Genomic DNA, 24,801 nt, shown 5'->3' on the forward strand with positions numbered 1-24,801 from the left:
AGTCGTGCCCACACGGGGTGCGACGGTAAACAAAGGAGAGAGACCTCTTGGAAGGTCCTGAGATCACGTTCGCGGAAACGGTCATCGACAACGGCCGCTTCGGCACCCGCACCATCCGCTTCGAGACCGGACGCCTCGCCCAGCAGGCGCAGGGCTCGGCCGTCGCCTACATCGACGAAGAGACCATGCTGCTCTCGGCGACGTCGGTGTCGAAGCAGCCGAAGGAGCACTTCGACTTCTTCCCGCTCACGATCGACGTCGAAGAGCGCATGTACGCCGCCGGCCGCATCCCCGGCTCGTTCTTCCGTCGTGAGGGGCGCCCCTCGACCGAGGCGATCCTCACCTGCCGCCTGATCGACCGCCCCCTGCGCCCCTCGTTCGTCGAGGGCCTCCGCAACGAGGTCCAGGTCGTCGTCACGGTGCTCGCCATCGAGCCCGACGAGCTCTATGACGTGCTCGCCATCAACGCGGCGTCGCTCTCGACGCAGCTGTCCGGACTGCCGTTCTCCGGCCCCGTCGGCGGCGTGCGCGTCGCCCTCATCGACGGCCAGTGGGTCGCCTTCCCGAAGCACACGCAGCTCGAGGAGGCCGTGTTCAGCATGGTCGTCGCCGGCCGCGTCGTGACCGAGGCCGACGGCTCGCAGGACGTCGCGATCATGATGATCGAGGCCGAGGCGACCGACAACGCGTGGAACCTCATCCAGGCCGGCGGCGTCAAGCCCGACGAGACCGTCATCGCGCAGGGCATCGAGGCGTCGAAGCCGTTCATCAAGCAGCTCGTCGAGGCGCAGCAGCAGGTCGCCGCCACGGCGGCCAAGCCGACCGCCGACTACCCGACGTTCCCGCCCTACCAGCCGTCGACCAAGGAGGCCGTCGAGGCCATCGCGCTCGACGAGCTCAAGCGCATCTACCAGATCGCCGGCAAGGTCGAGCGTCAGGACGCCGACGACGCGCTCAAGGCACGCGTCAAGGAGCAGGTCGCGGCCAAGGTCGAGGCGGGCGAGCTGCCCGCGTCCGCGAACGCCGAGGTCTCGGCGGCGTACAAGTCGGTGACCAAGCACGTCGTGCGTTCGCGCGTGCTCGAAGAGGGCGTCCGCATCGACGGCCGCGGCCTCGCCGACATCCGCCCGCTCGACGCCGAGGTGCAGGTCGTGCCCCGCGTGCACGGCTCGGCCATCTTCCAGCGCGGTGAGACCCAGATCCTGGGTGTCACGACGCTGAACATGCTGAAGCTCGAGCAGCAGATCGACTCGCTGAGCCCGGTCACCAAGAAGCGCTACATGCACAACTACAACTTCCCGCCCTACTCGACCGGTGAGACCGGCCGCGTCGGGTCGCCGAAGCGTCGCGAGATCGGGCACGGCGCACTCGCCGAGCGCGCGCTCGTGCCGGTGCTGCCCACGCGCGACGAGTTCCCGTACGCGATCCGTCAGGTCTCCGAGGCGCTCGGCTCCAACGGCTCGACCTCCATGGGTTCGGTCTGCGCGTCGACGCTCTCGCTGCTGAACGCGGGTGTGCCGCTGCGCGCCCCCGTCGCCGGTATCGCGATGGGCCTCATCTCCGACACCGTGAACGGCGAGACCCGCTACGCGGCGCTCACCGACATCCTCGGCGCCGAAGACGCGCTCGGCGACATGGACTTCAAGGTCGCCGGCACGTCCGAGTTCGTCACCGCGATCCAGCTCGACACCAAGCTCGACGGCATCCCCGCGTCGGTGCTGGCCGGCGCGCTGACGCAGGCGAAGGACGCCCGCACGACGATCCTCGCCGTGCTGAACGCCGCGATCGACGGCCCCGACGAGATGGCCCCGACCGCGCCCCGCGTGATCTCGGTGCAGATCCCCGTCGACAAGATCGGCGAGCTGATCGGCCCGAAGGGCAAGACGATCAACGCGATCCAGGACGAGACCGGCGCCGACATCTCCATCGAGGAGGACGGCACCGTCTACATCGGTGCGACCGACGGCCCCTCGGCCGAGGCCGCACGCGCCCAGGTCAACGCGATCGCCAACCCGACGAACCCCGAGGTCGGCGAGCAGTTCCTCGGCACGGTCGTGAAGATCGCGACGTTCGGGGCGTTCATCTCCCTGCTCCCCGGCAAAGACGGCCTGCTGCACATCTCCGAGGTGCGCAAGCTCGCCGGCGGCAAGCGCGTCGAGAACGTCGAGGACGTGCTCGGCGTCGGCCAGAAGATCCTCGTCGAGATCACCAAGATCGACGACCGCGGCAAGCTGTCGCTCGCCCCGGTGCTGGCCGAGGAGGCCGACACCGACGGCCGCGAGGCGGAGTCGGTGCACGCCGACGCGCCGGCCGAGGGCGCCGACGCGTAAGCAGCGCTCGCGCACACGGATGCCCCGCCCGAACTCGTTCGGGCGGGGCATCCGTCGTCTCCGGCCTCCGCTGTCCTCTCCGCCTCCACGCATGACGCGTTGGAGGTCATTTCTCGCATATGAGGTCGGAATGGTTGGACCTCCCACGCGGAATATGACCTCCAACGTGAGCGGCGGGCGGGCGCGGGGCGGGCGCGGCCGGAGCGGGCGCGGGGCGGGTCGGCGGGTCAGCGCAGCGGGATCGCCGCGGAGCGGTGCAGCGCGTCGCGTTCGGCGACGGCGACGCGGACCGCGTGCGTCGCGCGCAGGTGAGCGGATGCCTCGGCGCGCAGGTATGCCCGGCGGGCGGCGCGCGTACGGCCCCAGTGTTCGAGGGCTCGGCCCGAACGGATGGCCCACGCGGCGATGCCGGTCGCGCGGACGGGACCGGTGGTCAGGATCTGGGGGAGCGCTGCGGTGTGCATGGTCAGTCCTCCGTGTCGGTCGGTGTACTCGGTGCGGGATCGACCGCGCCCCGGATGAGCGGGAAGGCGGCGACCTGGATCTGCACGGGAAGCGCGCCCGCGGTGGGTTCGGCGCGGTGGGCCTCGATGGCCCGGTCGATCACGGCCGCGAGGTCGGCCACCAGGGCCGCGAGCTCCTCGGTCGTGAGCCGCAGGTTCGTGGTGTCGGTGGTCGCCGCGTCGACCCAGGCCGAGCCGAACACCGTCTCGCCCTCGGACAGGAACTCGTGGTGGTTGCGCTCTCGAGCACGGATCCACTCGTCGGAGACCAGCTGGGTCGCGAGCCGCTCGGCGCTGCCCGGCGCCAACCGGCTCGGGTCGGGCGTGGCGATAGGCGACGGCGTGCGCTCCCACCAGCGTTCTCGGGCCGTGCCGCGACCCTCGATCTCTTGCACGAGGTCGTGCTTGGCGAGCTGACGCAGGTGGTAGCTCGTCGCACCGCTGGACTCGCCGAGCCGCTCGCCGAGACCGCTGGCCGTGAGCGGGCCGAACATCGCGAGCTCGTCGAGGATGCGGATGCGCAGCGGGTGGGCGAGTGCCTTGATCGTCGCCGCCGAGAGTACGCGGTCGCGCCAGTGCGGCGCGGCAGCGTCATGCATCACGTCGTCCGGGGCGAGGTGATCTTCATGCTCGGTCATGATGCAAAGATACCGCTGCAAAGGAACTGTTGCAAGGATTTCTTTGCACACCGCGGATCAGCGAGCGAGCCGGGCCAGTGTCGCCTCCGCGAGCCGATCGGCGCTCCCCGGCGCGAGATCGAGGTAGAGCATGGGCTCGATGAGCTCCAGCTCGAGCACCGCGAGCCGCCCGCCGAAGCGCACCACATCGAACCGGGCGTACAGCAGATCGAAGGGCAGTCGCGCGCGCATCGCGTCGACCTCGGCCGTATCTGCGGCGGCGGGCTCCACGAGCTCGATCGTGCCGCCGTAGATGCCGTGCGCCCGGAAGTCGCCCGACGCCGGCCGCTTGCGCAGGGCGTGGCTGAGCCCGTCGCCGACGAACGCGAACGAGAGCTCGCCCTCGCCGAGGATCGACTCGGCGAACGGCTGCACCATCAGCTCGATGCCGGAAGCGAGCGCCTCGAGTGCAGCGGTCAGCCCCGAGGCATCCGTTCTGACCACGCCGGACCCGCCGACCCCAACCGCGGGCTTGAGCACCAGGTCGTCCCAGCCGGCCTCGACGGCGGCGGCGCGGAGCCGGGGTGCCTCAGCGGCCGTACCCCGCACCAGCGGCACGATCGGGACCCCCCTGCGGTCGAGGTCGTCGAGGTAGTGCTTGTCGGCGTTCCAGCGCACCGCGTCGACGGGATTGAGCAGGACGCATCGCGACGCGTCGATCGCGGCGGTGACCTCGAGGAACTCGTCGAGATGGTCGACGTAGTCCCAGGTGCTGCGCAGCACGGCCGCGTCGTAGGCATCCCAGTCGACGCCGTCGCGGGACCAGACGACGGGCTCGGCGTCGACGCCGAGTCGGGCGAGCGCCTCGAGGAGCCGGCGATCGTCCGCGAACAGCGCCTCGATGTCGGGGACCTCCCAGGTCACGAAGCCCGGGAGTCGCTCGCAGCGGAGCACCGCGACCCGCATGCGCCGTTCACGTCCTCCGGTCGAGGAGCGGCCCGAGCCGGTACGGGATGAGCTCGCCCATCGCGAGTGACGTCTCGGTGCGCTCGACGCCCTCGATGGCGAGGATGGCGCCGTCGATGCGGAAGAGGTCCTCGGCGTCGCGGCTCACCACCCGCACGAGCAGGTCGACCGAGCCGGAGAGGCCGTGGGCCTGGATGACCTCCGGGATCTCGGCGATGCGCGTGACGACCTCGGCGAGCAGCTTCTGCCGGACGTGGACGCTCACGAACGCCTCGAGCGGGTAGCCGAGCGGGACCGGATCGATGGCCCGTTCGAAGGACCGGAAGGCGCCGGATGCCTCGAGGCGCGCCATGCGCGCCTGCACCGTGTTGCGGCTGAGACCCAGTCGGTCCGCGAGCGCGACGACGGTCGCGCGAGGATCGGGCGTGAGTGCGCCGAGCAGTGCCCGGTCGACGGGGTCGTAAGCGGCCATATCGCGCAATGTAGCAGTCTCCGGCGTGATGAAGGTTGGCATGCTGCTCAATTGTCCCGAGTGCGCTTGAGCTGTCTGACCGCTCGACGTACGCTCACGGTATCCGGCGATGGGGCCGGATGCGTGTGCTCACGAGGCGCGCGCCGACGCGGAGGTTCACCGATGACCCCAGCCGAGCAGGCCGTGCTGACCAAGCCGGAGCCGATGATCCAGCTGATTGACGAGACCGGCCGCCGGCGGTCCGATCCAGAGTTCGACCCGTGGGTCGCCGACATCGGGGTCGACGAGCTCACCGCACTCCACCGCGACCTGGTGCTCGCGCGCCGGCTCGACGCCGAGGGCACCGCGCTGCAACGCCAGGGCGAGCTCGGGCTGTGGCCGCCACTGGCCGGACAGGAGGCCGCCCAGATCGGGTCGGCGCGAGCGCTCCGCGACGACGACTTCGTCTTCTCGAGCTACCGGGAGCACGCGGTGGCCTGGTGCCGCGGCGTCACGCCCGCGGAGCTCATGCAGGTCTGGCGCGGCACGGCCCTGAGCGGCTGGGATCCGTTCGAGCGGCACATGGCGGTGCCGCAGATCATCATCGGCGCGCAGGCGCTGCACGCCACGGGCTACGCGATGGGGCTCGCCTGGGACGGGTCCGACGCCGCATCGATCGCCTACTTCGGCGACGGCGCGACGAGCGAGGGGGACGTGAACGAGGCGCTCGTGTTCGCGGCGAGCTTCGACGCGCCCGTCGTCTTCTTCTGCCAGAACAACCAGTGGGCGATCTCGGAACCGGTGGGGCTGCAGTCCAAGCAGCCGCTCGCCCGCCGCGCCGACGGCTTCGGCATGCCGGGAGTCCGCGTCGACGGCAACGACGTGCTCGCGGTCATGGCCGCGACCCGGCGTGCGCTCGACCGCGCCCGTCACGGCGGCGGGCCGACCCTCATCGAGGCGGTCACCTACCGGCTCGGCCCGCACACCACCGCCGACGACCCCACGCGCTACCGGGCCGACGACGAGCTCGAGGCCTGGCGCGGTCGTGATCCGATCGCGCGGGTCGAGGCACTGCTCGCCGCGGGCGGCGCCGACGCGGAGGCGCTCGCGCGCGAGGCCGGTGAGGCGGCGGCGCGCGCGGCCGCCGAGCTGCGTGCCGGCGTCACGAGCCTGACCGACCCACCGGCGCTCAGCGTGTTCGACCACGTCTACGCCGAGCCCAACAGCCAACTCGAGCGGCAGCGCTCGCGCTACGCGCGCTACCTCGGCCAGTTCGAGGACGCCGAGACCGAAGGGGGCACCCGATGACGACCATGACGCTGGCCAAGGCCATCAACGGCGGACTCCGCCGCGCGCTCGCCGGCGACGACCGGGTCGTGCTCATGGGCGAGGACATCGGCCGCCTCGGCGGCGTCTTCCGCGTCACCGACGGGCTGCAGGCCGAGTTCGGCGCCCACCGGGTCGTGGACACCCCGCTCTCGGAGGCCGGCATCCTCGGCACCGCTGTCGGACTCGCCTACCGCGGCTACCGCCCGGTCGTCGAGATCCAGTTCGACGGGTTCATCTATCCGGCGTTCGATCAGATCGTCGCGCAGGTGGCGAAGCTGCACTATCGCTCGCGCGGGCACGTGCGCATGCCGATCACGATCCGCGTGCCGTTCGGCGGCGGCATCGGTGCCGCCGAGCACCACTCGGAGTCGCCCGAGGCGTATTTCGCCCACACCGCGGGCCTGCGCGTCGTCGCCTGCTCGAACCCGGCCGACGCGTTCGTCATGGTGCAGCAGGCGATCGCGAGCGACGACCCCGTGCTGTTCTTCGAGCCCAAGCGCCGCTATCACGTGAAGGGCGAGGTCGCCGAGCAGGCGAGCCTCGCGGACGCGCGCCCGATGGGCGTGGCCTCCGTGCTCGCCGAGGGGCGCGACGCCACCCTCGTCACCTACGGCCCGCTCGTGCAGACCGCCCTCGACGCGGCACGCGCAGCCGCCGACGAGGGCGTCGCGCTCGAGGTCATCGACCTGCGCTCGCTCGCGCCCGTCGACTATCCGACGATCGAGGCCTCGGTGCGCCGAACCGGACGGCTGGTCGTCGTGCATGAGGCCGTCGAACAGGGCGGTGTGGGCGGCGAGATCGTCGCACGCCTCACGGAGTCCTGCTTCGAGTTCCTCGAGGCGGCGCCCGTGCGGGTGACCGGGCACGACATCCCCTACCCGGCCGCGAAGCAGGAGCGGCACCATCTGCCCGACCTGGACCGCATCCTCGACGGCGTCGACCGTGTGCTCGGCCGGCCCAACTCGCTCTCGGGCGTGGAGGCGTGAGCGCCATGATCCGCGACTTCGCGCTGCCCGACCTCGGCGAGGGCCTGACCGAGTCCGAGCTCATCGCCTGGCGGGTCGCCGTCGGCGAGCGCGTCGAGCTGAACCAGATCATCGCCGACGTCGAGACCGCGAAGGCGGTCGTCGAGCTTCCGTCGCCGTTCGCGGGCGTGGTCACCGCGCTGCACGCCGAGCCTGGCGAGACGGTGAACGTGGGCGAACGGCTGTTCTCGTGCGACACGGCACCCGCCGACGGTGCGCCTGACGCTGAGGGTCCGGGTGGGGCGGATGCCTCGGGTGGGGCGGATGTCTCGGGTGGGGCGGATGCCTCGGGTGGGGCGGATGTCTCGGGTGGGGCGGATGCCTCGGGTGCCGGTGAGACGCCCGAGCCCACGCTGGTCGGCTACGGTGCCGCCGCCGAACGCGGCCCGAAACGGCGGGCGCGCCGCGTCGCGCTGACCGACGACCTCGTCCCGACGCCGACGGCGCTCGCCGAGACGGCGCTCGCTGAGACGGCGCACGCCGATGACCTGGTCCCCGGCCTCCCGACGCCGAGCACCGGACTCCCCGCCGGAGCGCCACATGATGCCGTGCCGTCGACCGGTGATCCGCGCCGCGCCGAGCGGCCGCGATCGACGCCTCCGGTCCGCAAGCTCGCGCGCGATCTCGGTGTGGTGCTGGAGGAGGTCGTCGGCACGGGAGAGCGGGGCCTGATCACGCGCGCCGACGTGGAGGCCGCCGCGGAGCGGCGGGGCGGTGCGCCGGTGGCCGGGCGGGACGACGGCACCGACCGGGCGCGGCAGAGTCCGCCGGGCGAGACCCGCATTCCCGTGAAGGGCGTGCGCAAAGCCACGGCCGCGGCCATGGTGCGGAGCGCGTTCACGGCGCCGCACGTGACCGAGTTCCTCACGATCGATGTGACCGCGACGATGGACCTCGTGCGGGGCATCCGTGACGATCGCGCGCTGCGCGTACACCGGGTGACGCCGCTCGCGGTCGTCGCGAAGGCGGTCTGCATCGCCGCGCGCCGCACGCCCGAGGTCAACTCGCGCTGGGACGAGGACGCCGGCGAGATCGTCCGCTACGAGGGGCTCAACCTCGGCATCGCGGTCGCGACCGAGCGCGGGCTCATGGTGCCGAACGTGCGGCGTGCCGACCGGATGACGTTGCTCGACCTCGCAGACGCGATCGGGTCGCTCGCCGAGACCGCACGCGAGGGCCGCACGGCTCCGGCGGACCTCCGCGGCGGAACGTTCTCGATCACGAACATCGGGGTGTTCGGCATCGACGCGGGAACGCCGATCCTGAACCCGGGGGAGGCCGCCATCCTCGCGACCGGCGCCGTCCGGCGTCAGCCGTGGGAGCACCGGGGTGAGATCGCGCTCCGCGAGCTCATGACGCTCTCGCTGTCGTTCGATCACCGGCTGGTCGACGGCGAGCAGGGCTCACGCTTCCTCGCCGACGTCGGCGCGATCCTGCGGGACCCGGGCCGGGCGCTGCTCATGAGCTGAGTGCATGCATCTCGCGACGGGCGGTGCGAGCGGCTCGTGGTCACGCGACGAGGCTCGACCACGCCATCTGCTCGAGCACCTGCCGCACGACGGCGTCGGCCGGGCGGGAGCCGTGGCTGCGGGCACTGTGCGGGGTCGAGTTGATGAGCCCGAAGGCGGCGTGCGCCCGGATCCGCACCTCGGCCGTGGCCAGATCCGGGTGCAGCCGGCCGAGGACGCCGACCCAGAACTCGACGTACTCGCGCTGCAGGCGGCGCACCCGGTGCGCGTCGGCTTCGGGGAGGCTCGTAAGGTCACGATCCTGCACGCGGATGACGTCGGCGTTGGCGATCGCGAAGTCGACGTGGAAGGCGATGAGGGCGCGGAGCGCGCCTTCGGGGTCGGCTGCCGCGCCCACGACATCCCTGCCGCCGTCGAGCAGGCCCTCGCTCGCTTCGAGCAGCAGCGCCGCGAGCACGGCCGGCTTGCCCGAGAAGTGGCGGTACACCGCCGGCCCCGACACGCCCACGGCGGCACCGAGCTCTTCGAGCGTGACGCCCGCGTAGCCGCGTTCGGCGAACAGCCGCGCGGCTGCCACGAGCAGCGCGTCGCGGCGATCGGCCTTCGCCTGCCCGCGCACGGTCATCGTCTCGGTCACGCTCACCCCGTTCGTGTTCTGTCGTTCCTGGTTGCCGACCCAGTTAATCATGACTAACATCGTATTCGGTTAATACCGATTCACTGACGGCTTCGACGGAGAGGCACGGATGTCGATCCTGACGACGACGCTCGACGAGACGAGCGACCGCGCTCAGGCGCACGCCGAGGCGCACGCCGCGCTCGTCGCCGAACTCCGCGACAAGCTCGCCGAGGCCGCACTCGGCGGGCCGGAGAGCTCCCGCGACCGGCACGTCGCCCGCGGCAAGCTGCTCCCGCGCGACCGGGTCGACCGCCTCCTCGACGAGGGCAGCGCATTCCTCGAGCTCGCCCCGCTCGCGGCCGACGGCATGTACGGCGGCGACTCGCCGGGCGCCGGCCTCATCGCGGGCGTCGGGCTCGTGCACGGACGCCCGGTGATGGTGGTCTGCAACGACGCGACCGTCAAGGGCGGCACCTACTACCCGATGACCGTGAAGAAGCACCTGCGCGCGCAGGAGATCGCGCTCGAACAGGCGCTCCCGTGCGTGTACCTCGTCGACTCGGGCGGCGCCTTCCTGCCGCTGCAAGACGAGGTGTTCCCCGATCGCGAGCACTTCGGGCGGATCTTCTTCAACCAAGCCGCCATGTCGGCGCGAGGCATCCCGCAGCTGGCCGCCGTGCTCGGCTCGTGCACCGCGGGCGGTGCGTACGTGCCCGCGATGAGCGACGAGAACATCATCGTGCGCGACCAGGGCACGATCTTCCTCGGCGGACCTCCGCTCGTGAAGGCCGCGATCGGCGAGGTCGTCACGCCTGAAGAGCTCGGCGGCGGGGAGCTGCACTCGCGCGTCTCCGGAGTGACCGACCACCTCGCCGAAGACGATGAGCACGCCCTCGAGCTCATGCGCGACCTGATCGCGACCCTGCCGTCGCCGCCTGCGCGGGCCTGGGCGGTCCGCGAGCCGCGGGCGCCCGCCGTCGACCCGGCGACGCTCACCTCGGTCGTCCCGGTCGACGTGCAGCAGCCGTATGACGTGCACGAGGTCATCGCGCGGCTCGTCGACGCGAGCGAGTTCACCGAGTTCAAACCCGAGTACGGCGACACGCTCGTCACGGGCTTCGCGCACCTCGACGGGCACCCCGTCGGCATCGTCGCCAACAACGGCGTGCTGTTCAGCGAGTCCGCCATGAAGGGCGCGCACTTCATCGAGCTGTGCGACCAGCGCGGGATCCCGCTGATCTTCCTGCAGAACATCTCGGGGTTCATGGTGGGCCGCGACGCCGAGGCCGGCGGCATCGCCAAGCACGGCGCGAAAATGGTGACCGCGGTGGCGACCACGCGGGTGCCGAAGTTCACGGTGGTGATCGGCGGATCGTTCGGCGCGGGCAACTACTCGATGTGCGGCCGCGCGTACTCGCCGAGATTCCTCTGGATGTGGCCGAACGCCCGCATCTCGGTCATGGGCGGCGAGCAGGCGGCGTCCGTGCTGGCCACGGTGAAGCGCGACCAGCTCGCGATCCGCGGCGAGACGTGGAGCGCGGACGACGAGCAGGCCTTCCGTGCTCCGATCCGCGACCAGTACGAGACCCAGGGCGACCCCTACCACTCGACGGCGCGGCTGTGGGACGACGGCGTCATCGACCCGGCCGACACCCGCACCGTGCTCGCGCTCGCCCTCGAGCTCGCCAGCCGCACCCCGCTCGCCGAGCCCCGCTTCGGCCTCTTCCGGATGTGATCATGCTCAGCACCCAGCGCCCCGCAGAGCCCGGCCCGTCAGAGCCCCGCCCGTTCGCTCGTGTCCTCGTCGCCAACCGCGGTGAGATCGCGGTGCGTGTGATCCGAACGCTCCGGCGGCTCGGCATCCACGCGATCGCCGTGTACTCCGACGCCGATGCCGACGCACCGCACGTGCAGCTCGCCGACACCGCCGTGCGCATCGGCCCGCCGCCCGCGGCCGAGAGCTACCTCGACCCCGCGCGCATCGTGGCGGCGGCGCTCGAGACCGGCGCGCAGGCCGTGCACCCCGGCTACGGCTTCCTGTCCGAGCACGCCGGCTTCGCGCGTTCCTGCGCCGACGCCGGCCTCGTGTTCATCGGGCCGGGGGAGCAGGCGCTCGAGGTCATGGGCGACAAGATCCGGGCGAAGCGGCACGTCGAGGCCTCGGGCGTGCCGGTCGTGCCGGGCGTCGCCGACCCCGAGCTCGACGACGCGCAGCTCGTCGAGGCCGCGCGCGCGGTCGGATTCCCCGTGCTGGTGAAACCATCGGCGGGTGGCGGCGGCAAGGGCATGCAGGTCGCCCGCGACCCGGCCGAGCTCGCCGAGGCGCTGCCGGCGGCCCGGCGCATCGCCCGCGCGGCGTTCGGCGACGACACGCTGCTCATCGAACGCTTCATCGAGCGGCCACGCCACATCGAGGTCCAGGTGCTCGCCGACGCGCACGGGCACGTCGTGCACCTCGGCGAACGCGAGTGCTCGCTGCAGCGGCGGCACCAAAAGGTGATCGAGGAGGCCCCGTCGCCCTTGCTCGACAGCGCGACGCGCGAGCGGATCGGCGCCGCGGCCTGCCGCGCCGCCGAGAGCGTCGGCTACCTGGGTGCCGGCACGGTCGAGTTCCTGGTGTCGGATGCCTCGCCCGGCGAGTTCTTCTTCATCGAGATGAACACCCGGCTGCAGGTCGAACACCCCGTGACCGAGCTGGTGACCGGCATCGACCTCGTCGAGCAGCAGCTCCGGGTCGCCGCGGGGGAGCCGCTCGCGTTCGCGCAGGACGACATCGACCTCGACGGTCACGCCATCGAGGCCCGGCTGTACGCGGAGAGCCCTGAGCGCGGCTTCCTGCCCGCGACGGGCGACGTGCTCGTCTGGCGACCCCCGCACGGCGAGGGGGTGCGCGTCGACGCCGGGCTCCGCGAAGGGCAGGCCGTCACGGCCCACTACGACCCCATGCTCGGCAAGGTGATCGCGTGGGCGCCGACCCGCGCAGCGGCGCTCGACCGACTCGATCGCGCGCTCGCGGACACGGTCGTCCTCGGCGTCGACACGAACACCGGGTTCCTGCGGCGGCTGCTGGCCGACCCGGCGGTCCGCCGAGGCGACCTGCACACCGGGCTGATCGACGGCCTGGGTGATGCGGGCGGCACCGACGCAGCTTCGACGGCGACCACGGCACCGGTCGCGGCCGTCGCGGCCGAGGCGCTCGTGTCGGCCGACGCGCCCGAGCCGGGCGCCCACGCGTGGCAGGCCGCGCGCGGCTGGAGCGTCAGCGGTCCGCGAGCCGTGCACGTGCGGCTCGTGCCCGTGGCCGGGCCCGTCACCGAGCCGGTCGACGTCGAGGTGCGGCCAGGCGCCGCCGAGGCATCCGGAACCGACCGTGCGCGGGACCTGCCGGAGCGACCCGGAGCGCGCGGCGCGTCCGTCACCGCCATCGCCTCCGACGGCATCGTCTGGGCGCACGCCGACGGCGTGACCGCCGCGTTCCGGCGCGTCGACCGCGCCGACGCGCTGCGGGCCAGGCTCGCGGTCCTCGAGCGCGGCACCGCCGCCGACCCCGACCACCGGGCGCCGATGCCCGGCACCGTGACCGCCGTGCTCGTCGAGGACGGCGGCCACGTGACGACCGGCACACCGCTCGTCGCCGTCGAGGCCATGAAGATGGAGCACCGCGTGCTCGCGACGCTCGACGGCGTCGTGCGCGTCACGGTCGACGTCGGCGACCAGGTCGGCCGCGACCAGACCCTCGCGCGCATCGTCCCACACGACGGGACGCCCGCGGAACCCACGACCGAACACCCGGCCCACGAGGCACCCCACCAGGCACCGCCCAACAGAGAAGTGAGCACCGCATCATGAACTACGAGCTCAGCGCCGAAGAGCAGGCCCTGTACGACCGGGTCTGCGACTTCGCCGACACCGTCGTCGCGCCCGCCGCGTACGAGTACGACACCAAACGTCGCCTGCCGCTGGAGATCATCGCGCAGATGGGCGAGATGGGGCTGTTCGGGCTGCCGTTCCCCGAGGAGGTCGGCGGGCAGGGCAAGACCTACTTCCAGCTCTGCCTCGCGGTCGAGGCGCTGGGGCGCGTCGACCAGTCCATCGGCGTCACGCTGGAAGCCGGCGTCGGCCTCGGCATCATGCCGATCTACCGGTACGGCACGGCCGCGCAGCGCGCCGAGTTCCTGCCCGACCTTCTCGCGGGGCGCGCGCTCGCGGGCTTCGGCCTCACCGAGGCGGCGGCGGGCTCCGATGCGGGCGCGACCCGCACGACCGCGGTGCTCGACGGCGACGAGTGGGTGATCAACGGATCGAAGCAGTTCATCACCAACTCGGGCACACCCATCACGAAGCTCGTCACCATCACGGCCGTGACGGGGGAGAAGACCGCGCCCGACGGCAGTGTGAAGAAGGAGCTCTCGTGCATCATCGTGCCGAACGGCACGCCGGGCTTCACCGTCGAGCCCGGGTACGACAAGGTCGGCTGGAACACGTCGGACACCCACCCGCTCACGCTCCGCGACGTGCGCGTGCCCGCCGCCAACCTGCTGGGCGAGCGCGGCCGCGGGTACGCGAACTTCCTGCAGTCGCTCGACGAGGGCCGCATCGCGTTCGCTGCGCTGGGCACCGGCGCCGCGCAGGGCTGCCTCGAGGAGGCGCTGCGCTACGCGAAGGAGCGCGTGGTGTTCGGCACGAACATCGGCGCCAACCAGCACATCGCCTTCAAGCTCGCGCGCATGCAGGCGCGCGTGCACCAGGCACGCCTCGCCTGGCAGGACGCGGCGCGCAAGATGGACGCGGGGCGGCCCTTCAAGATGGAGGCCTCGATCGCGAAGATGGTCTGCGGCGAGGCCGCGATGGACAATGCGCGCGACGCGACGCAGATCTTCGGGGGATACGGCTTCATGAACGAGAGCCGCGTCGCCCGGCACTACCGCGACTCGAAGATCCTCGAGATCGGCGAGGGCACCACCGAGGTGCAGCTCATGATCATCACGCGGGAGCTCGGCCTCGCGGCCTGAGGACGATCGGGAGGGAACGGCCATGACGGATGCATCGATGCGAGAGGTCGTGCAGCGCGGGCTGTGGTTCGACGAGTTCGAAGAGGGCGTGCGATACGTGCATCGCCCCGGGCGCACGGTGACCGAGGCGGACAACGTGCTGTTCACGACGCTCACCATGAACCCGCAGCCGCTGCATCTCGACGCGGCGTGGTCGGCGACGCAGCCCTTCGGTGAACCCCTCGTGAACTCGCTCTTCACGCTCTCGACGCTGGTCGGGCAGTCCGTCGGCCAGCTCACGCTGGGCACGCTCGTGGCGAACCTCGGCTTCGGCGAGGTCGTGTTCCCCGCACCCGTGTTCGTCGGCGACACGCTCTACGGCGAGAGCGTCGTGCGCTCGAAACGGCTCTCGGCGTCGCGGCCCGGGCAGGGCGTGCTCGAGCTCGGTCACACGGCGCGCAATCAGGACGGAGTGGTCGTCGCGACCGCGTCCCGCACCATGCTCGTCTGGACGCGCGAGGCCGGTGAGCGCGCTGCCGCGGGCGGGGGCCCGGGTGGGGGCGGCGCCGCGGGCGGGGGGCGGGTCGCACCATGACCCGGCCGGCGATCCCCTTCGGGCCGGCACTGCTCTTCTGCCCGGCCGACCGGCCCGACCGCTACGAGAAGGCGCTCGCGCGTGCCGACGCCGTGATCCTCGATCTCGAGGACGCCGTCGCCGAGGACCGCAAGGCCGCCGCGCGCGAGGCGCTCGTCGCCAGCCCGCTCGATCCCGAGCGGGTCATCGTACGGCTGAACCCCGCAGCGAGTGCACACCGCGACGCGGATCTCGAGGCGCTCGCGGCGACCCCGTACCGGGTCGTGATGCTCGCGAAGTGCGAGGGCACTGCCGACCTCGTCGATCTCGAGGACTACGTCGCCGTGCCGCTCTGCGAGACCGCCCGCGGCGTGCTCGCGGCGGCCGAGTTGGCGGCGTTGCCGAATGTCGGCGCGCTCATGTGGGGTGCGGAAGACCTCGTGGCCTCGCTCGGCGGCAGCTCGAGCCGGCACGCCGACGGCCGCTACCGCGACCCCGCCGTGCACGCCAGAGCGACCGTGCTGCTCGCGGCTGCGGCGCACGGCGCTCTCGCGATCGACGCTGTGCACCTCGACCTCGACGACGACGCGGGGCTCCGCGCCGAGGCCGAGGATGCGGCCGCGCTGGGATTCGCCGCGACGGCGTGCGTGCATCCCGCGCAGGTGCCGATCGTGCGCGCCGCGTACCGCCCCGACGGGCCGCGGCTCGAGTGGGCGCGCGCGGTGCTCGCCGCGGCCGAGAACGCCCCGGGGGTGTTCGCGTTCCGCGGCGCGATGGTCGACGGGCCCGTGCTGCGGCAGGCCGAAGCCATTGTCCGGTTGGCGAACGGCGCCTCGACCGCGCCCTGACCCCCGTTCGGGAGGCGCATCCGCGCGCTCTGCCAACGATTCGGTAACGGTTCACGCGTCGTTTCCTGTCCGGTGTCGGTGGCCCCGGATACGCTCGGGGCAATCCCTGGGGAGGAGGGCGGGTCGTGAGCGGTCGGCACGGTGTGAGTCAGCACCGCGGTGTGAATCACGCCCACGGTGTCAACCAGCACGCTGTTGATGACCGGAGCAGCGACATCGTCGCGACGCCGACGATCGAGCGGACCGTCGCGACCGACGTTCCGAGAACGGCCGCGCGACGCGAGACGAATGCGCTGTCCGGGCCGATCACGGTTCCGCAGCGCGTGCGACTCGCCGACACCGGGTTCGAGGCGCATCCACTCGCGCTGGGCGGCAGCGTGTTCGGCTGGACGCTCGGCGTCGACGACGCCGAGGCCGTGCTCGACCGGTTCGCGGCGCTCGGCGGCACCATCGTCGACACGGCCGACAGTTACGCCTCCGGGCGCAGCGAGAGCATCGTCGGTCGCTGGATGGCCTCCCGGCGGACGCGCGACCGCATGCTGCTCACGACGAAGGTCGGCCGGCTTCCCGAACGTCGGGGACTCGATCCCGAGACCCTGCGCGCGGCCGTCGACGACTCGCTCGCGCGGCTCCGCACCGACGTGATCGATGTGCTCTACCTGCACGGCGAAGACCGCGACGTCCCGCTCGAAGAGAGTCTCGGCGCGGTCGGCGCCCTGATCGAGGCGGGCAAGGTCCGCGTGCTCGGCGCCTCCGACTTCTCGCCCGAGCGCCTCATCGAGGCGCGCGTACTCGCAGCGAATGGCCTGCCGCGGGTGCAGCTCACGACCACGAGGTACAACCTCATGGACCGTCGGCCGTTCGAGGGCGCGCCCGAGCTTGTGGCGCACGCGCAGGGGCTCGGCGTGCTGCCGTACTTCGCGCTCGCGAACGGCTTCCTCGGCGGCCAGGTGCGACGTCGTGCCGAGGTTCGGCACGACGCTCGCGGGTCGCGGCTCGCCCAGCACCTCGGCCGCCGTGGCCACCGCGTGCTCGCCGCGATCGACGAGATCGCGTTCGCGCGCGACCTGCCGCCGGCCACGATCGCGATCGCGTGGCTGCTCTCCCGCCCCACGGTCGTCGCACCGGTCGCGGGCGTCAGCCGGCCCGTGCAGGTCGAGGCGCTTCTCGCGGCCGGGTCCGTCGAGCTGCACCGCTCCGAGCTCGTCGAACTCGACCGGGCCTCGGCCTGAGCCTGCGGGGTGCTGCCGCCACGGCCGGGGCCTCCCGCTGCCGGGTCGGAGGTGTGACGTAGGCTGGTCCGGATGAACGGCGCCGTCGACCTGCCCCTCGGAACTCCCGAGCTGACCTTCGAGGCATCCGGTGACGCCACGGTCCGTCGCACGGTCCTGCCCTCGGGCGTCCGAGTGCTCTCCGAGCGGGTCCCCGGCGCGCGCAGCGCGACGATCGGCTTCTGGGTTGCGGTCGGTTCGCGCGACGAGCATCCGGCCGGGGCCGGGCACCCCGCGACCTTCGGCTCGACCCACTTCCTCGAGCACCTGCTGTTCAAAGGCACGCGCGAGCGCACGGCGCTCGACATCGCGATCTCCTTCGACGCGGTCGGCGGCGAGCACAATGCGCTCACCGCCAAGGAGTACACCTGCTACTACGCCAAGGTCCAGGACCGCGACCTGCTCATGGCGGTCGACGTGCTCGCCGACATGTTCACCTCGTCGGTGCTCGACGCCGACGAGTTCGAGAACGAGCGCGGCGTCATCCTCGAAGAGCTCTCGATGGCGGGCGACGACCCGGCCGACGTCGCCAACGAGCGGTTCTTCGAGGCCGTGCTCGGCGACCACCCGCTCGGCCGGCCCATCGGCGGCAGCCCCGACACGATCCGAGAAGCGCGACGCGACGCCGTCTGGGCGCACTACCGCGCGAACTATCGCCCCCAAGACCTCGTGGTGACCGTCGCGGGTGCGCTCGACCACGACCGGGTCGTCGCCCGGCTCGCTCGGGCGCTCGAGACCGGGGGCTGGGACCTCGACGTGACCGGCGCACCCGAACCGCGTCGTTCGACGGTGCCCGTCGCCGTCGAGGGGCGCCGCCCGACGACCATCGTCGAGCGTCCGCTCGAACAGGTCAACCTGCTGCTCGGGGTTCCCGGTCTCATCGCGACCGACCCGCGGCGGCCAACGCTCAGCGTGCTCAACACGATCTTCGGCTCCGGCATGAGCTCCCGCCTGTTCCAAGAGGTGCGCGAGCGCCGCGGGCTCGCCTACTCGGTGTACTCGTTCGGAACCGGGTACTCCGACGCGGGCGTCTTCGGCATGTACGCCGGGTGCGCGCCCGCCAAGGCGCCGACCGTCGCCGGTCTCATGCGCTCCGAACTCGAGCGCATCGCCGAGCACGGGGTCACGGGCGACGAGCTCGCGCGGGCGGCCGGCCAGCTGAGCGGCGCCTCGGCGCTCGCGCTCGAAGACTCCGACACCCGGATGTCGCGGCTGGGGCGCGCCGAGCTCACGCTCGGCGAGTTCCAAGACCTCGACGAGGCTCTGCGGCGCATCGCGCTCGTCACCGACGACGATGTGCGTGCGCTCGCGGCCGACCTCGCCGCGAGGCCCTTCTCGCTCGTCGCGGTCGGTGCGACCGATGAGACCGCCTTCCAGGGTGTCGTCGACGACGTCCCGACCACGGGCGTCGCCTGAGCGGCACCCGCCATGCCACACAAGGAATGAACCTGACGTGACCCATCACCTCTATCTCGTCCGCCACGGGGAGCAGCTCGACGCCGAGCACGGTCTCCCCGACGGCCCGCTGTCGCCACGAGGCCGGCGGCAGGCCGAGGCGCTCGCCGAACGCCTCGGCGGCATCCCGTTCGACGCGGCCTGGCACTCGCCGCTGCAGCGCGCCTCCGAGACCGCGAAGATCATCGCGGCGAAGATGCCGGCGCTCGAGCCCGAGGCGTCGCCGTTGCTATTCGACTGCATCCCCTCCGGGCCGGCGCCTGAGACGCCGTCGGCGTACGATCCGTTCTTCGGTTCGGTCACCGACGAAGAGATCGACGCCGGTCGCGCACAGATGGCCGACGCGGTCGCGGAGTTCCTGCGGTCCTCGCGCGAAGACCGGCACGAGCTGCTCATCACCCACAACTTCGTCATCGGCTGGTTCGTGCGCGAGGTGCTCGGCGCCCCCGACTGGCGCTGGGTGTCGATCAATCAGGCCAATTGCGGGCTCACCGTGCTCACCCAGAAGCCGGGCCGGCCGTGGAGCCTCGTGACCCACAACGACCTCTCGCACCTGCCGCCCGAGCTGCGCACGGGGCTGCCCGAGCCGTACATGCTGTGATCAGACCCGCTTGCCGTACCAGTTCGTCGCGTTCGGGTTGTCGTTGTACGGCGCGATCGACGTGTAACCGCTCGCGCGATACAGGCCGCCGGCGGCCTCGAGACTCGCGTTCGTGTCGAGCACGAGCTCTTGGGCGCCGAAGGCGATCGCCCGACCTTCGAGCTCGCGAAGGAGCATCCGCCCGCCGCCCGAACCACGTGCCTCGGGTCGCAACCAGAGATGCTTGATCTCGAATCGGACGAGCCCGTCGGCCGACGGCGGGATGCGGCGCACACCGCCGCAGCCGAGCGGGGCGGCGCCGGAACCCGGTTCGGATGCCTCGACGACGAGGAACACCCCAGCCGGCGGCTCGAACTGCTCGGGCGACGGGAAGGTCGGGCGATACGAGCCCTGCTCAGGCGGGAAACTTTCCGCGCGCTCGTCGAAGTAGGCGGTGAGCAGGGCATGGGCGTCCGGATCGGTCACGGCCGCCTCGCGGTAGCGCAGCATGCCGCCAGCCTAGGCCTCGGCGGGGCCACCGGCCGCCGGTTGCTAGGCTCGAACCCGTGACGATTCGGGTCGCCGTGGCCGGGGCCACGGGAAAGATGGGCACGCTGGCGCGCAACCTCATCGAGGCCGCCGGCGATCTCGAGCTGCACGCGGCGCTCGACTCCCGCTCCTCGCTCGGTGAGCTCGACGGCGCCGACGTCGTACTCGACGTGACGCACCCGGCGGTGAGCGCCGACATCGTCAGGCACGCGGTCACCTCGGGCATCCCCATCGTCGTCGGCACCTCGGGCTGGTCGGCCGACCGCATCGCCGAGATCCACCGACTGCAGCGTGATCGTGAGGACGCACGGGGCGTGCTGTTCGTGCCGAACTTCTCGGTCGGCAGCGTGCTCGGCTCGGCGTTCGCGGCCATGGCCGCGAGATTCTTCGACTCGATCGAGATCGTCGAGGCGCACCACGCGGGCAAGGTCGACTCACCCTCCGGCACCGCCGTGCGGACCGCCGAGCTCATGGCCGAGGCGCGCGGGGCCGAAGGTCCGGTCGCGGCGCCGCACGCCGACCAGCGGGCGCGCGGGCAGCTCGTCGCGGGCATCCCCGTGCACAGCCTCCGCATGACCGGCCTGCTCGCCGAGCAGCGCGTCATCCTCGGCGGGACCGGCGAGACGCTCACGATCGCGCACTCCACGGGCTCGGCCGAGGCGTACGAGGCGGGCATTCTGCTCGCGCTGCGGCGTGCAACCGAGGCGACCGGGATCGTCGTCGGGCTCGATGCCCTGCTCGATCTCGGGATGCCAGGCGTCGACGCTCCGGCCGGCGCCGGCACGCCGGGCGCTCGATGAGGGGCCGCGCCGCCGCCGTGCTCATGGCGGCGCTGCTCGCGCTCTACCTCGGTCTCGTGGGCTGGCAGGCCGTCCAGTTCATCGCGACCGGAGAGGCCGTCGCGGTCGCCATCGGCATCGGGCTCATCGTGCTCGGGCTGCTCGGCGCGTGGGCGCTCTGGCGCGAGCTCGACTTCGGCGTGCGATCGCAGCGCATCGTGCGACGCCTCGACGAGGAGGGCGGCGCCGACCTCGACCTGCCGGCGTCGCCGAGCGGGCGCGTCGACCGTGCGACGGCGGATGCCGCGTTCGACGACTACCGCCGCGAGGCCGAAGAGGCACCCGACTCGTGGCGGGCGTGGCTGCGGCTCGGACTCGCGTATGACGCGGCCGGCGACCGGAGACGGGCGCGAGGCGCCGTCCGCCGCGCGATCAGCCTGGAGCGCGCGAACCGCTGATCATCGCCGCGATCGCGGACGCCACGGTCAGGTGCGCGAACCGGAACCCGGCATCGATGAGGCGCTGGGGGCGCACCTTCTGGCTCGCGAGCAGCAGCTCGTCGGCCGCGACGCCGAGCGCGAGCTCGAGCGCACGCTCGGGCACCGCGAAGGCGTGCGGGCGATGCAGCTGCTCGGCGAGCTCGGCGGTGATCTCGCCCGCCGTGGCGGGAGTCGGGCCCGCGAGGTTCACGGGCCCCGCGAGCTGCGAGTCGAGCAGGAACTCGATGGCACGCACTTCGTCTTCGAGCGCGATCCACGGCCAGTACTGTTCGCCGGTGCCGAGTCGTCCCGCGAGGCCGAGCTTCGTGAGCGTGGCGACGCGCTGCAGTGCGCCACCGCCGTCGCCGACGACGATGCCGCTCCGGAACATGACCGTGCGGGTCGCCTCGGGTGCGAGCGCGGCCTGCCCCTCCCACCGCTCCACGACCTCGGCGAGGAATCCGGTGCCGATCGCGGAGTGCTCGGTGAGCAGCTCGGCCGGCCGATCGCCGTAGATGCCGACCGCCGACGCGCTCAGGAACACTGCAGGCGGATGCTCGGCCGAGCGCATCGCCTCGGTCAGGGTTCGCGTCGCGTCCAACCGAGACTGCAGGATCTCGTCGCGATAGCGCTTCGTCCACGGCAGGTGCGCGAGCGACGCGCCTGACAGGCTGATGACCGCGTCGACCCGGTCCATCACCGTGGCGTCGATGGTCCCGTCGGCCGGAGCCCACGACACCTCGTCATCGGCCGTCGCGCGGCGTCGCACGAGGCGGACGATCTCGTGGCCCGCTCCGCGGAGACGCTCGACGAGCGCTGAGCCAATGAAACCGGACGCCCCGGCGACGAGCACCTGCACCGCTACGCGAGCTCCGCCTCGATGGTGATGGGCACGCCCGCGAGCGCTTTCGAGATCGGGCAGTTCTGCTTGGCATCCTCCGCGAACGACTCGAAGTCCGCCTCGCTGAGGCCCGGGACGCGGGCGCTCACGAGCAGGTGGCTGCCCGTCACGCCCTTGCCGGCTTCGAACGTCACGGCGGCCGTCGTCTGGATGGACTCGGGGGTGTGCCCCGCGCCCGCGAGCGCGTGGGAGAGCGCCATCGAGAAGCACGCGGAGTGAGCGGCGCCGAGGAGCTCCTCGGGCGTGGTCGCGCCGCTGCCGCCGCCCTCGGCACGCGCCTTCCAATTGACGGGGAACGAGCCGAGCTTCGACGAATCGAGCGTGACGTCGCCCGATCCCTCGGCCAGCGTGCCGGTCCAGACGGTGGTCGCTTCACTCGTGACGGCCATAGGGTCCTCCTCTTCGAGCCGGGAGCCTCAAGCCTAGCCGCGCGGTGCGTCGGCGCAGAGGGGTTGTGTGCGGCCGCGCGGGGCACGTCCGATCACGCCGGGCGGATGACCCGAGCCCGGACGAGCACCAGATACAGCTGGCACCCGAGGCACAGCCCGAAGGCGGCGTTGAGGAACGCGGCGACGAACGCCAGGGATGCCGCGATCGGCACGGCGCCCGGAAGCCAGAACCCGAGCACCACGCCTGCGATCGTCACGGCGAAGCCGACGCCCTGCGCGAACGTCGGAGGTCGCGGATCCTCGAACTCGGCCGACGCGGCGAGGCGCGGCCGCACGAACGCGCGGAACAGCACACCGAAAGGGTGACGCTGCACGCCCGCGAACGCGCCCCAGGCGAACAGGGCCGCGAGCACGGCGAGCAGCACCCACGCGACGACCTCGGCGCCGCCGAATCCGAGCGCAGCGGTCACGAGGAGGAGCACCGCGGTGATGGCCGCGGCGAACCTCGGCCCTCGCGGGTCGATGCCCGGCCGGGCGTTCGGTGCGAGCTCGGTCATGGCGGGTCCTTCCGGTCGGCGGTCGGTGGCGGTCAGCGGGTCGTGGCGGTCAGTGCGTCGTGGCGGTCAGGTCGTCGAGGTGGTCAGTGCGTCGAGAACGGCGCGGAGCTCATGCGTGCGCGGCGGGCCCGCGATGCGCGCGACGGCCGTGCCGTGACGGTCAAGCACGAGCGTCGTCGGCGTCTGCAGCACGCGGAACCGCTCGGCGAGGGTGCGGTCGTCGGTGAGGTCGACCTCGACATGGGCGACGCCGCGATAGTCGCGCGCGAGCGCACCCAGCGTGCGGGCGGTCCCTGGGCACTGACTGCAGAACCGGGTCGAGAACTGCACCAGCGTCACGGCGTCCCCGAGCTGCTCGCTCGTGAGGCCGAGGGCATGTGTCTCACCGTGGGCGGTGTCCGACGCGGACGCCGTCGGCTGTGCGCGCACTCTGCCCGTGCGGGCACGCACGAGCAGGCCGGTGGCCGTCGCCACCGCGACGAGACCCGCGGCGGCCGCGATCGCGAGCGGCCAGTCCATGCCGCGATGCTACGACCGTCGACCGGCGTGCGGGCGTGTGTGACGAGCCGTGACGCCGTGCCCGGACCCGCCGGCCCGGCGCGGCCCGCGGTGCGACGCGATGAGACGCCGGCACCGAGGCATCCGCTCGATCAGGTCGTCGCGGGATAGCATCGAGGCGTGGAGCCAGCGATCCCGACCCCCTACCCTGTGTTGCCCATCACCTACGAGGGCCTGCTTCGCGACACGCTCGCGAACGGCACGCACAAGAGCGACCGCACCGGTACGGGCACGACGAGCGTGTTCGGGCGGCAGCTGCGATTCGATCTCTCGCAGGGCTTCCCCCTGATCACGACGAAGCGCGTGCACTTCAAATCGATCGCATATGAGCTGCTCTGGTTCCTGCGCGGTGAGTCCAACGTCGGCTGGCTGCGCGAGCACGGCGTCACGATCTGGGACGAGTGGGCGGATGCCTCGGGCGAACTCGGTCCCGTCTACGGCGTGCAGTGGCGGTCGTGGCCGACGCCGGGCGGCGAGCACATCGATCAGATCTCCCAGGTGATCGAGGACATCCGCCGGACGCCCGACTCCCGCCGGCTCATCGTGTCGGCCTGGAACCCGGCCGACATCCCCGACATGGCGCTCGCGCCGTGTCACGCGCTGTTCCAGTTCTACGTCGCCGACGGCAAGCTGTCGTGCCAGCTCTACCAGCGCAGCGCCGACCTGTTCCTCGGGGTCCCGTTCAACATCGCGTCGTACGCCCTGCTGACGCTCATGATCGCGCAGCAGGCCGGCCTCGAACCCGGCGATTTCGTCTGGACGGGTGGCGACTGCCACATCTACGACAACCACCGCGAGCAGGTCGCCGAGCAGCTGACGCGCGAGCCGTACCCGTTCCCGACGCTGCAGTTCCGGCGGAAGCCGGACTCGATCTTCGACTACGAGTACGAGGACTTCGAGGTCGTCGGCTACGAGCACCATCCCGCGATCCGCGCCGCGGTCGCGGTATGACGTCGGATTCGCACCCGACGATCGGGCTCGTCTGGGCCGAGGCGCACGGCGGCGTGATCGGTGCCGGCGGCGGCATGCCGTGGCATGTCCCGGAAGACCTCGCGCACTTCAAGGCCGTCACCATGGGCGGGCCCGTCATCATGGGCCGGAAGACCTGGGACTCGTTGCCTGAGCGGTTCCGGCCCCTTCCGGGCCGCGGCAATGTCGTCGTCACGCGCCAGGGCGACTGGTCCGCGGAGGGCGCGCGGAGTGCCGGCTCGTTGGCGGAGGCGCTCGGGGTCGCCGTCGCGAGCGACGCCGACCGTGTCTGGGTGATCGGCGGGGGAGAGCTGTTCCGGCTCGCGCTGCCCCTCGCCGACCGCATCGAGCGGACCGTACTCGACCTCGAGGTCGACGGCGACGCGTTCGCGCCGGCACTCGACGAGACCTGGCACCTCGACACCGCCGACCCGGCCGGCTCGTGGCACACCTCCCGGAGTGGCATCCGCTACCGATTCGAGCGCCTCACCCGCTGACCCTCCCACCCCACCCGCCCGCCCGTCCCGCCCGTCCCACCCGTCCCGTCCGTCCGTCCCGTCCCGTCCCGTCCAGCCGCGCGTGCGAGTCGTCG

At 72.1% G+C, this 24,801-nt stretch carries 26 protein-coding genes; 16 read left to right on the forward strand and 10 right to left on the reverse strand.

The annotated features are described in order from the left end of the window. The first annotated feature begins 47 nt into the window (after positions 1-47). A complete protein-coding gene (locus QU602_RS08620) occupies positions 48-2,330 on the forward strand; it encodes a polyribonucleotide nucleotidyltransferase (RefSeq protein WP_308799865.1) in 2,283 nt (760 codons plus the stop codon). 227 nt (positions 2,331-2,557) lie between these two features. Here QU602_RS08620 and QU602_RS08625 read toward each other — a convergent pair whose 3' ends face one another. From QU602_RS08625 to QU602_RS08640, 4 genes are read right to left on the reverse strand one after another with little or no spacing between them, the layout of a single operon-like run. Next, positions 2,558-2,794: a hypothetical protein gene (locus QU602_RS08625; RefSeq protein WP_308799866.1), complete on the reverse strand. Its 237-nt coding sequence runs from the start codon at positions 2,792-2,794 to the stop codon at positions 2,558-2,560. A 2-nt stretch (positions 2,795-2,796) separates the two neighbouring features. Further along, on the reverse strand, positions 2,797-3,471 hold the full coding sequence (locus QU602_RS08630; RefSeq protein ID WP_308799867.1) for an ArsR/SmtB family transcription factor: 675 nt from the start codon (positions 3,469-3,471) through the stop codon (positions 2,797-2,799). Positions 3,472-3,528: 57 nt separating this feature from the next. Then, positions 3,529-4,416, reverse strand: coding sequence for an ATP-grasp domain-containing protein (locus QU602_RS08635; RefSeq protein WP_308799868.1), 888 nt, complete (start codon positions 4,414-4,416; stop codon positions 3,529-3,531). Positions 4,417-4,423: 7 nt separating this feature from the next. Beyond that, positions 4,424-4,888: an Lrp/AsnC family transcriptional regulator gene (locus tag QU602_RS08640; protein ID WP_308799869.1), complete on the reverse strand. Its 465-nt coding sequence runs from the start codon at positions 4,886-4,888 to the stop codon at positions 4,424-4,426. Between the two features lie 162 nt (positions 4,889-5,050). Here QU602_RS08640 and pdhA point away from each other — a divergent pair, with 162 nt between their 5' ends. The 3 genes from pdhA to QU602_RS08655 are packed head-to-tail and all read left to right on the forward strand — an operon-like array spanning position 5,051 to position 8,690. Further along, entirely contained in the window at positions 5,051-6,175 is a 1,125-nt protein-coding gene (pdhA, locus tag QU602_RS08645; protein ID WP_308799870.1) for a pyruvate dehydrogenase (acetyl-transferring) E1 component subunit alpha, read from the forward strand. Then, complete coding sequence (locus QU602_RS08650; RefSeq protein ID WP_308799871.1) at positions 6,172-7,182, forward strand: alpha-ketoacid dehydrogenase subunit beta; 1,011 nt, start codon at positions 6,172-6,174, stop codon at positions 7,180-7,182. The genes pdhA and QU602_RS08650 overlap by 4 nt, the downstream gene beginning before the upstream one ends. A 5-nt stretch (positions 7,183-7,187) precedes the next feature. Continuing rightward, on the forward strand, positions 7,188-8,690 hold the full coding sequence (locus tag QU602_RS08655) for a dihydrolipoamide acetyltransferase family protein (protein ID WP_308799872.1): 1,503 nt from the start codon (positions 7,188-7,190) through the stop codon (positions 8,688-8,690). A 40-nt stretch (positions 8,691-8,730) separates the two neighbouring features. Here the strand turns inward: QU602_RS08655 and QU602_RS08660 are convergent, their stop codons facing one another. Next, a complete protein-coding gene (locus QU602_RS08660) occupies positions 8,731-9,315 on the reverse strand; it encodes an SACE_7040 family transcriptional regulator (RefSeq protein WP_308800129.1) in 585 nt (194 codons plus the stop codon). Positions 9,316-9,436: 121 nt separating this feature from the next. Here QU602_RS08660 and QU602_RS08665 point away from each other — a divergent pair, with 121 nt between their 5' ends. The 8 genes from QU602_RS08665 to QU602_RS08700 all read left to right on the forward strand — a co-directional run bounded on the left by QU602_RS08665 (position 9,437) and on the right by QU602_RS08700 (position 19,049). Next, positions 9,437-11,044, forward strand: a complete 1,608-nt coding sequence (locus tag QU602_RS08665) for a carboxyl transferase domain-containing protein (RefSeq protein ID WP_308799874.1) — start codon at positions 9,437-9,439, stop codon at positions 11,042-11,044. A 2-nt stretch (positions 11,045-11,046) separates the two neighbouring features. Further along, entirely contained in the window at positions 11,047-13,158 is a 2,112-nt protein-coding gene (locus QU602_RS08670; RefSeq protein ID WP_308799876.1) for an acetyl/propionyl/methylcrotonyl-CoA carboxylase subunit alpha, read from the forward strand. Continuing rightward, complete coding sequence (locus tag QU602_RS08675) at positions 13,155-14,321, forward strand: acyl-CoA dehydrogenase family protein (RefSeq protein WP_308799877.1); 1,167 nt, start codon at positions 13,155-13,157, stop codon at positions 14,319-14,321. Before QU602_RS08670 ends, QU602_RS08675 begins: the two co-directional genes overlap by 4 nt. A gap of 22 nt (positions 14,322-14,343) precedes the next feature. Beyond that, positions 14,344-14,895 carry a MaoC family dehydratase gene (locus QU602_RS08680; protein WP_308799878.1) on the forward strand — a complete coding sequence of 184 codons (552 nt, stop codon included), beginning with the start codon at positions 14,344-14,346 and terminating at the stop codon, positions 14,893-14,895. Beyond that, positions 14,892-15,722: an HpcH/HpaI aldolase/citrate lyase family protein gene (locus tag QU602_RS08685; RefSeq protein ID WP_308799879.1), complete on the forward strand. Its 831-nt coding sequence runs from the start codon at positions 14,892-14,894 to the stop codon at positions 15,720-15,722. The genes QU602_RS08680 and QU602_RS08685 overlap by 4 nt, the downstream gene beginning before the upstream one ends. A 125-nt stretch (positions 15,723-15,847) precedes the next feature. Beyond that, complete coding sequence (locus QU602_RS08690; RefSeq protein WP_308799880.1) at positions 15,848-16,954, forward strand: aldo/keto reductase; 1,107 nt, start codon at positions 15,848-15,850, stop codon at positions 16,952-16,954. Positions 16,955-17,026: 72 nt separating this feature from the next. Continuing rightward, on the forward strand, positions 17,027-18,409 hold the full coding sequence (locus QU602_RS08695; RefSeq protein ID WP_308799881.1) for a M16 family metallopeptidase: 1,383 nt from the start codon (positions 17,027-17,029) through the stop codon (positions 18,407-18,409). A gap of 37 nt (positions 18,410-18,446) precedes the next feature. Continuing rightward, positions 18,447-19,049 (forward strand): histidine phosphatase family protein, encoded by a 603-nt coding sequence (locus tag QU602_RS08700; protein ID WP_308799882.1) that lies wholly within the window; start codon positions 18,447-18,449, stop codon positions 19,047-19,049. Here QU602_RS08700 and QU602_RS08705 read toward each other — a convergent pair whose 3' ends face one another. Continuing rightward, a complete protein-coding gene (locus tag QU602_RS08705; RefSeq protein WP_308799883.1) occupies positions 19,050-19,538 on the reverse strand; it encodes a GNAT family N-acetyltransferase in 489 nt (162 codons plus the stop codon). 56 nt (positions 19,539-19,594) lie between these two features. Between QU602_RS08705 and dapB the strand changes: the two genes are divergently transcribed. After that, on the forward strand, positions 19,595-20,377 hold the full coding sequence (gene dapB / locus QU602_RS08710) for a 4-hydroxy-tetrahydrodipicolinate reductase (RefSeq protein ID WP_308799885.1): 783 nt from the start codon (positions 19,595-19,597) through the stop codon (positions 20,375-20,377). Continuing rightward, a complete protein-coding gene (locus tag QU602_RS08715; RefSeq protein ID WP_308799886.1) occupies positions 20,374-20,814 on the forward strand; it encodes a hypothetical protein in 441 nt (146 codons plus the stop codon). Before dapB ends, QU602_RS08715 begins: the two co-directional genes overlap by 4 nt. Here QU602_RS08715 and QU602_RS08720 read toward each other — a convergent pair. The 4 genes from QU602_RS08720 to QU602_RS08735 form a co-directional block, all read right to left on the reverse strand. Continuing rightward, positions 20,789-21,694 carry a TIGR01777 family oxidoreductase gene (locus QU602_RS08720; RefSeq protein ID WP_308799887.1) on the reverse strand — a complete coding sequence of 302 codons (906 nt, stop codon included), beginning with the start codon at positions 21,692-21,694 and terminating at the stop codon, positions 20,789-20,791. The genes QU602_RS08715 and QU602_RS08720 overlap by 26 nt on opposite strands. 2 nt (positions 21,695-21,696) lie before the next feature. Then, positions 21,697-22,125, reverse strand: a complete 429-nt coding sequence (locus QU602_RS08725) for an OsmC family peroxiredoxin (protein WP_308799888.1) — start codon at positions 22,123-22,125, stop codon at positions 21,697-21,699. Positions 22,126-22,217: 92 nt separating this feature from the next. Beyond that, on the reverse strand, positions 22,218-22,682 hold the full coding sequence (locus tag QU602_RS08730; RefSeq protein ID WP_308799889.1) for a DUF4395 domain-containing protein: 465 nt from the start codon (positions 22,680-22,682) through the stop codon (positions 22,218-22,220). Positions 22,683-22,748: 66 nt separating this feature from the next. Further along, the gene (locus tag QU602_RS08735; protein ID WP_308799890.1) at positions 22,749-23,201 is read right to left on the reverse strand and encodes a TlpA family protein disulfide reductase; all 453 of its coding nucleotides are present in this window, start codon (positions 23,199-23,201) and stop codon (positions 22,749-22,751) included. Between the two features lie 159 nt (positions 23,202-23,360). On the opposite strand from QU602_RS08735, the gene QU602_RS08740 reads away from it, so the two are divergent. After that, positions 23,361-24,191, forward strand: a complete 831-nt coding sequence (locus QU602_RS08740; protein ID WP_308799891.1) for a thymidylate synthase — start codon at positions 23,361-23,363, stop codon at positions 24,189-24,191. Further along, a complete protein-coding gene (locus tag QU602_RS08745; RefSeq protein ID WP_308799892.1) occupies positions 24,188-24,706 on the forward strand; it encodes a dihydrofolate reductase in 519 nt (172 codons plus the stop codon). The genes QU602_RS08740 and QU602_RS08745 overlap by 4 nt, the downstream gene beginning before the upstream one ends. The last annotated feature ends 95 nt before the right edge of the window (positions 24,707-24,801 follow it).

It is taken from the genome of Agromyces protaetiae, assembly GCF_030866785.1.
GTDB classification, from domain to species: domain Bacteria; phylum Actinomycetota; class Actinomycetes; order Actinomycetales; family Microbacteriaceae; genus Agromyces; species Agromyces silvae.

What these genes read in the sequence shown, in the direction of transcription:
- QU602_RS08735 (WP_308799890.1), bottom strand. Translation starts at nt 23,201, where the DNA reads ATGGACTGGCCGCTCGCGATCGCGGCCGCCGCGGGTCTCGTCGCGGTG.
- QU602_RS08745 (WP_308799892.1), top strand. Translation starts at nt 24,188, where the DNA reads ATGACGTCGGATTCGCACCCGACGATCGGGCTCGTCTGGGCCGAGGCG.
- QU602_RS08670 (WP_308799876.1), top strand. Translation starts at nt 11,047, where the DNA reads ATGCTCAGCACCCAGCGCCCCGCAGAGCCCGGCCCGTCAGAGCCCCGC.
- QU602_RS08685 (WP_308799879.1), top strand. Translation starts at nt 14,892, where the DNA reads ATGACCCGGCCGGCGATCCCCTTCGGGCCGGCACTGCTCTTCTGCCCG.
- QU602_RS08660 (WP_308800129.1), bottom strand. Translation starts at nt 9,315, where the DNA reads ATGACCGTGCGCGGGCAGGCGAAGGCCGATCGCCGCGACGCGCTGCTC.
- QU602_RS08650 (WP_308799871.1), top strand. Translation starts at nt 6,172, where the DNA reads ATGACGACCATGACGCTGGCCAAGGCCATCAACGGCGGACTCCGCCGC.
- QU602_RS08665 (WP_308799874.1), top strand. Translation starts at nt 9,437, where the DNA reads ATGTCGATCCTGACGACGACGCTCGACGAGACGAGCGACCGCGCTCAG.
- QU602_RS08655 (WP_308799872.1), top strand. Translation starts at nt 7,188, where the DNA reads ATGATCCGCGACTTCGCGCTGCCCGACCTCGGCGAGGGCCTGACCGAG.
- QU602_RS08705 (WP_308799883.1), bottom strand. Translation starts at nt 19,538, where the DNA reads ATGCTGCGCTACCGCGAGGCGGCCGTGACCGATCCGGACGCCCATGCC.
- QU602_RS08635 (WP_308799868.1), bottom strand. Translation starts at nt 4,416, where the DNA reads ATGCGGGTCGCGGTGCTCCGCTGCGAGCGACTCCCGGGCTTCGTGACC.
- QU602_RS08730 (WP_308799889.1), bottom strand. Translation starts at nt 22,682, where the DNA reads ATGACCGAGCTCGCACCGAACGCCCGGCCGGGCATCGACCCGCGAGGG.
- QU602_RS08725 (WP_308799888.1), bottom strand. Translation starts at nt 22,125, where the DNA reads ATGGCCGTCACGAGTGAAGCGACCACCGTCTGGACCGGCACGCTGGCC.
- QU602_RS08630 (WP_308799867.1), bottom strand. Translation starts at nt 3,471, where the DNA reads ATGACCGAGCATGAAGATCACCTCGCCCCGGACGACGTGATGCATGAC.
- QU602_RS08695 (WP_308799881.1), top strand. Translation starts at nt 17,027, where the DNA reads ATGAACGGCGCCGTCGACCTGCCCCTCGGAACTCCCGAGCTGACCTTC.
- QU602_RS08675 (WP_308799877.1), top strand. Translation starts at nt 13,155, where the DNA reads ATGAACTACGAGCTCAGCGCCGAAGAGCAGGCCCTGTACGACCGGGTC.
- QU602_RS08715 (WP_308799886.1), top strand. Translation starts at nt 20,374, where the DNA reads ATGAGGGGCCGCGCCGCCGCCGTGCTCATGGCGGCGCTGCTCGCGCTC.
- pdhA (WP_308799870.1), top strand. Translation starts at nt 5,051, where the DNA reads ATGACCCCAGCCGAGCAGGCCGTGCTGACCAAGCCGGAGCCGATGATC.
- QU602_RS08680 (WP_308799878.1), top strand. Translation starts at nt 14,344, where the DNA reads ATGACGGATGCATCGATGCGAGAGGTCGTGCAGCGCGGGCTGTGGTTC.
- QU602_RS08625 (WP_308799866.1), bottom strand. Translation starts at nt 2,794, where the DNA reads ATGCACACCGCAGCGCTCCCCCAGATCCTGACCACCGGTCCCGTCCGC.
- QU602_RS08640 (WP_308799869.1), bottom strand. Translation starts at nt 4,888, where the DNA reads ATGGCCGCTTACGACCCCGTCGACCGGGCACTGCTCGGCGCACTCACG.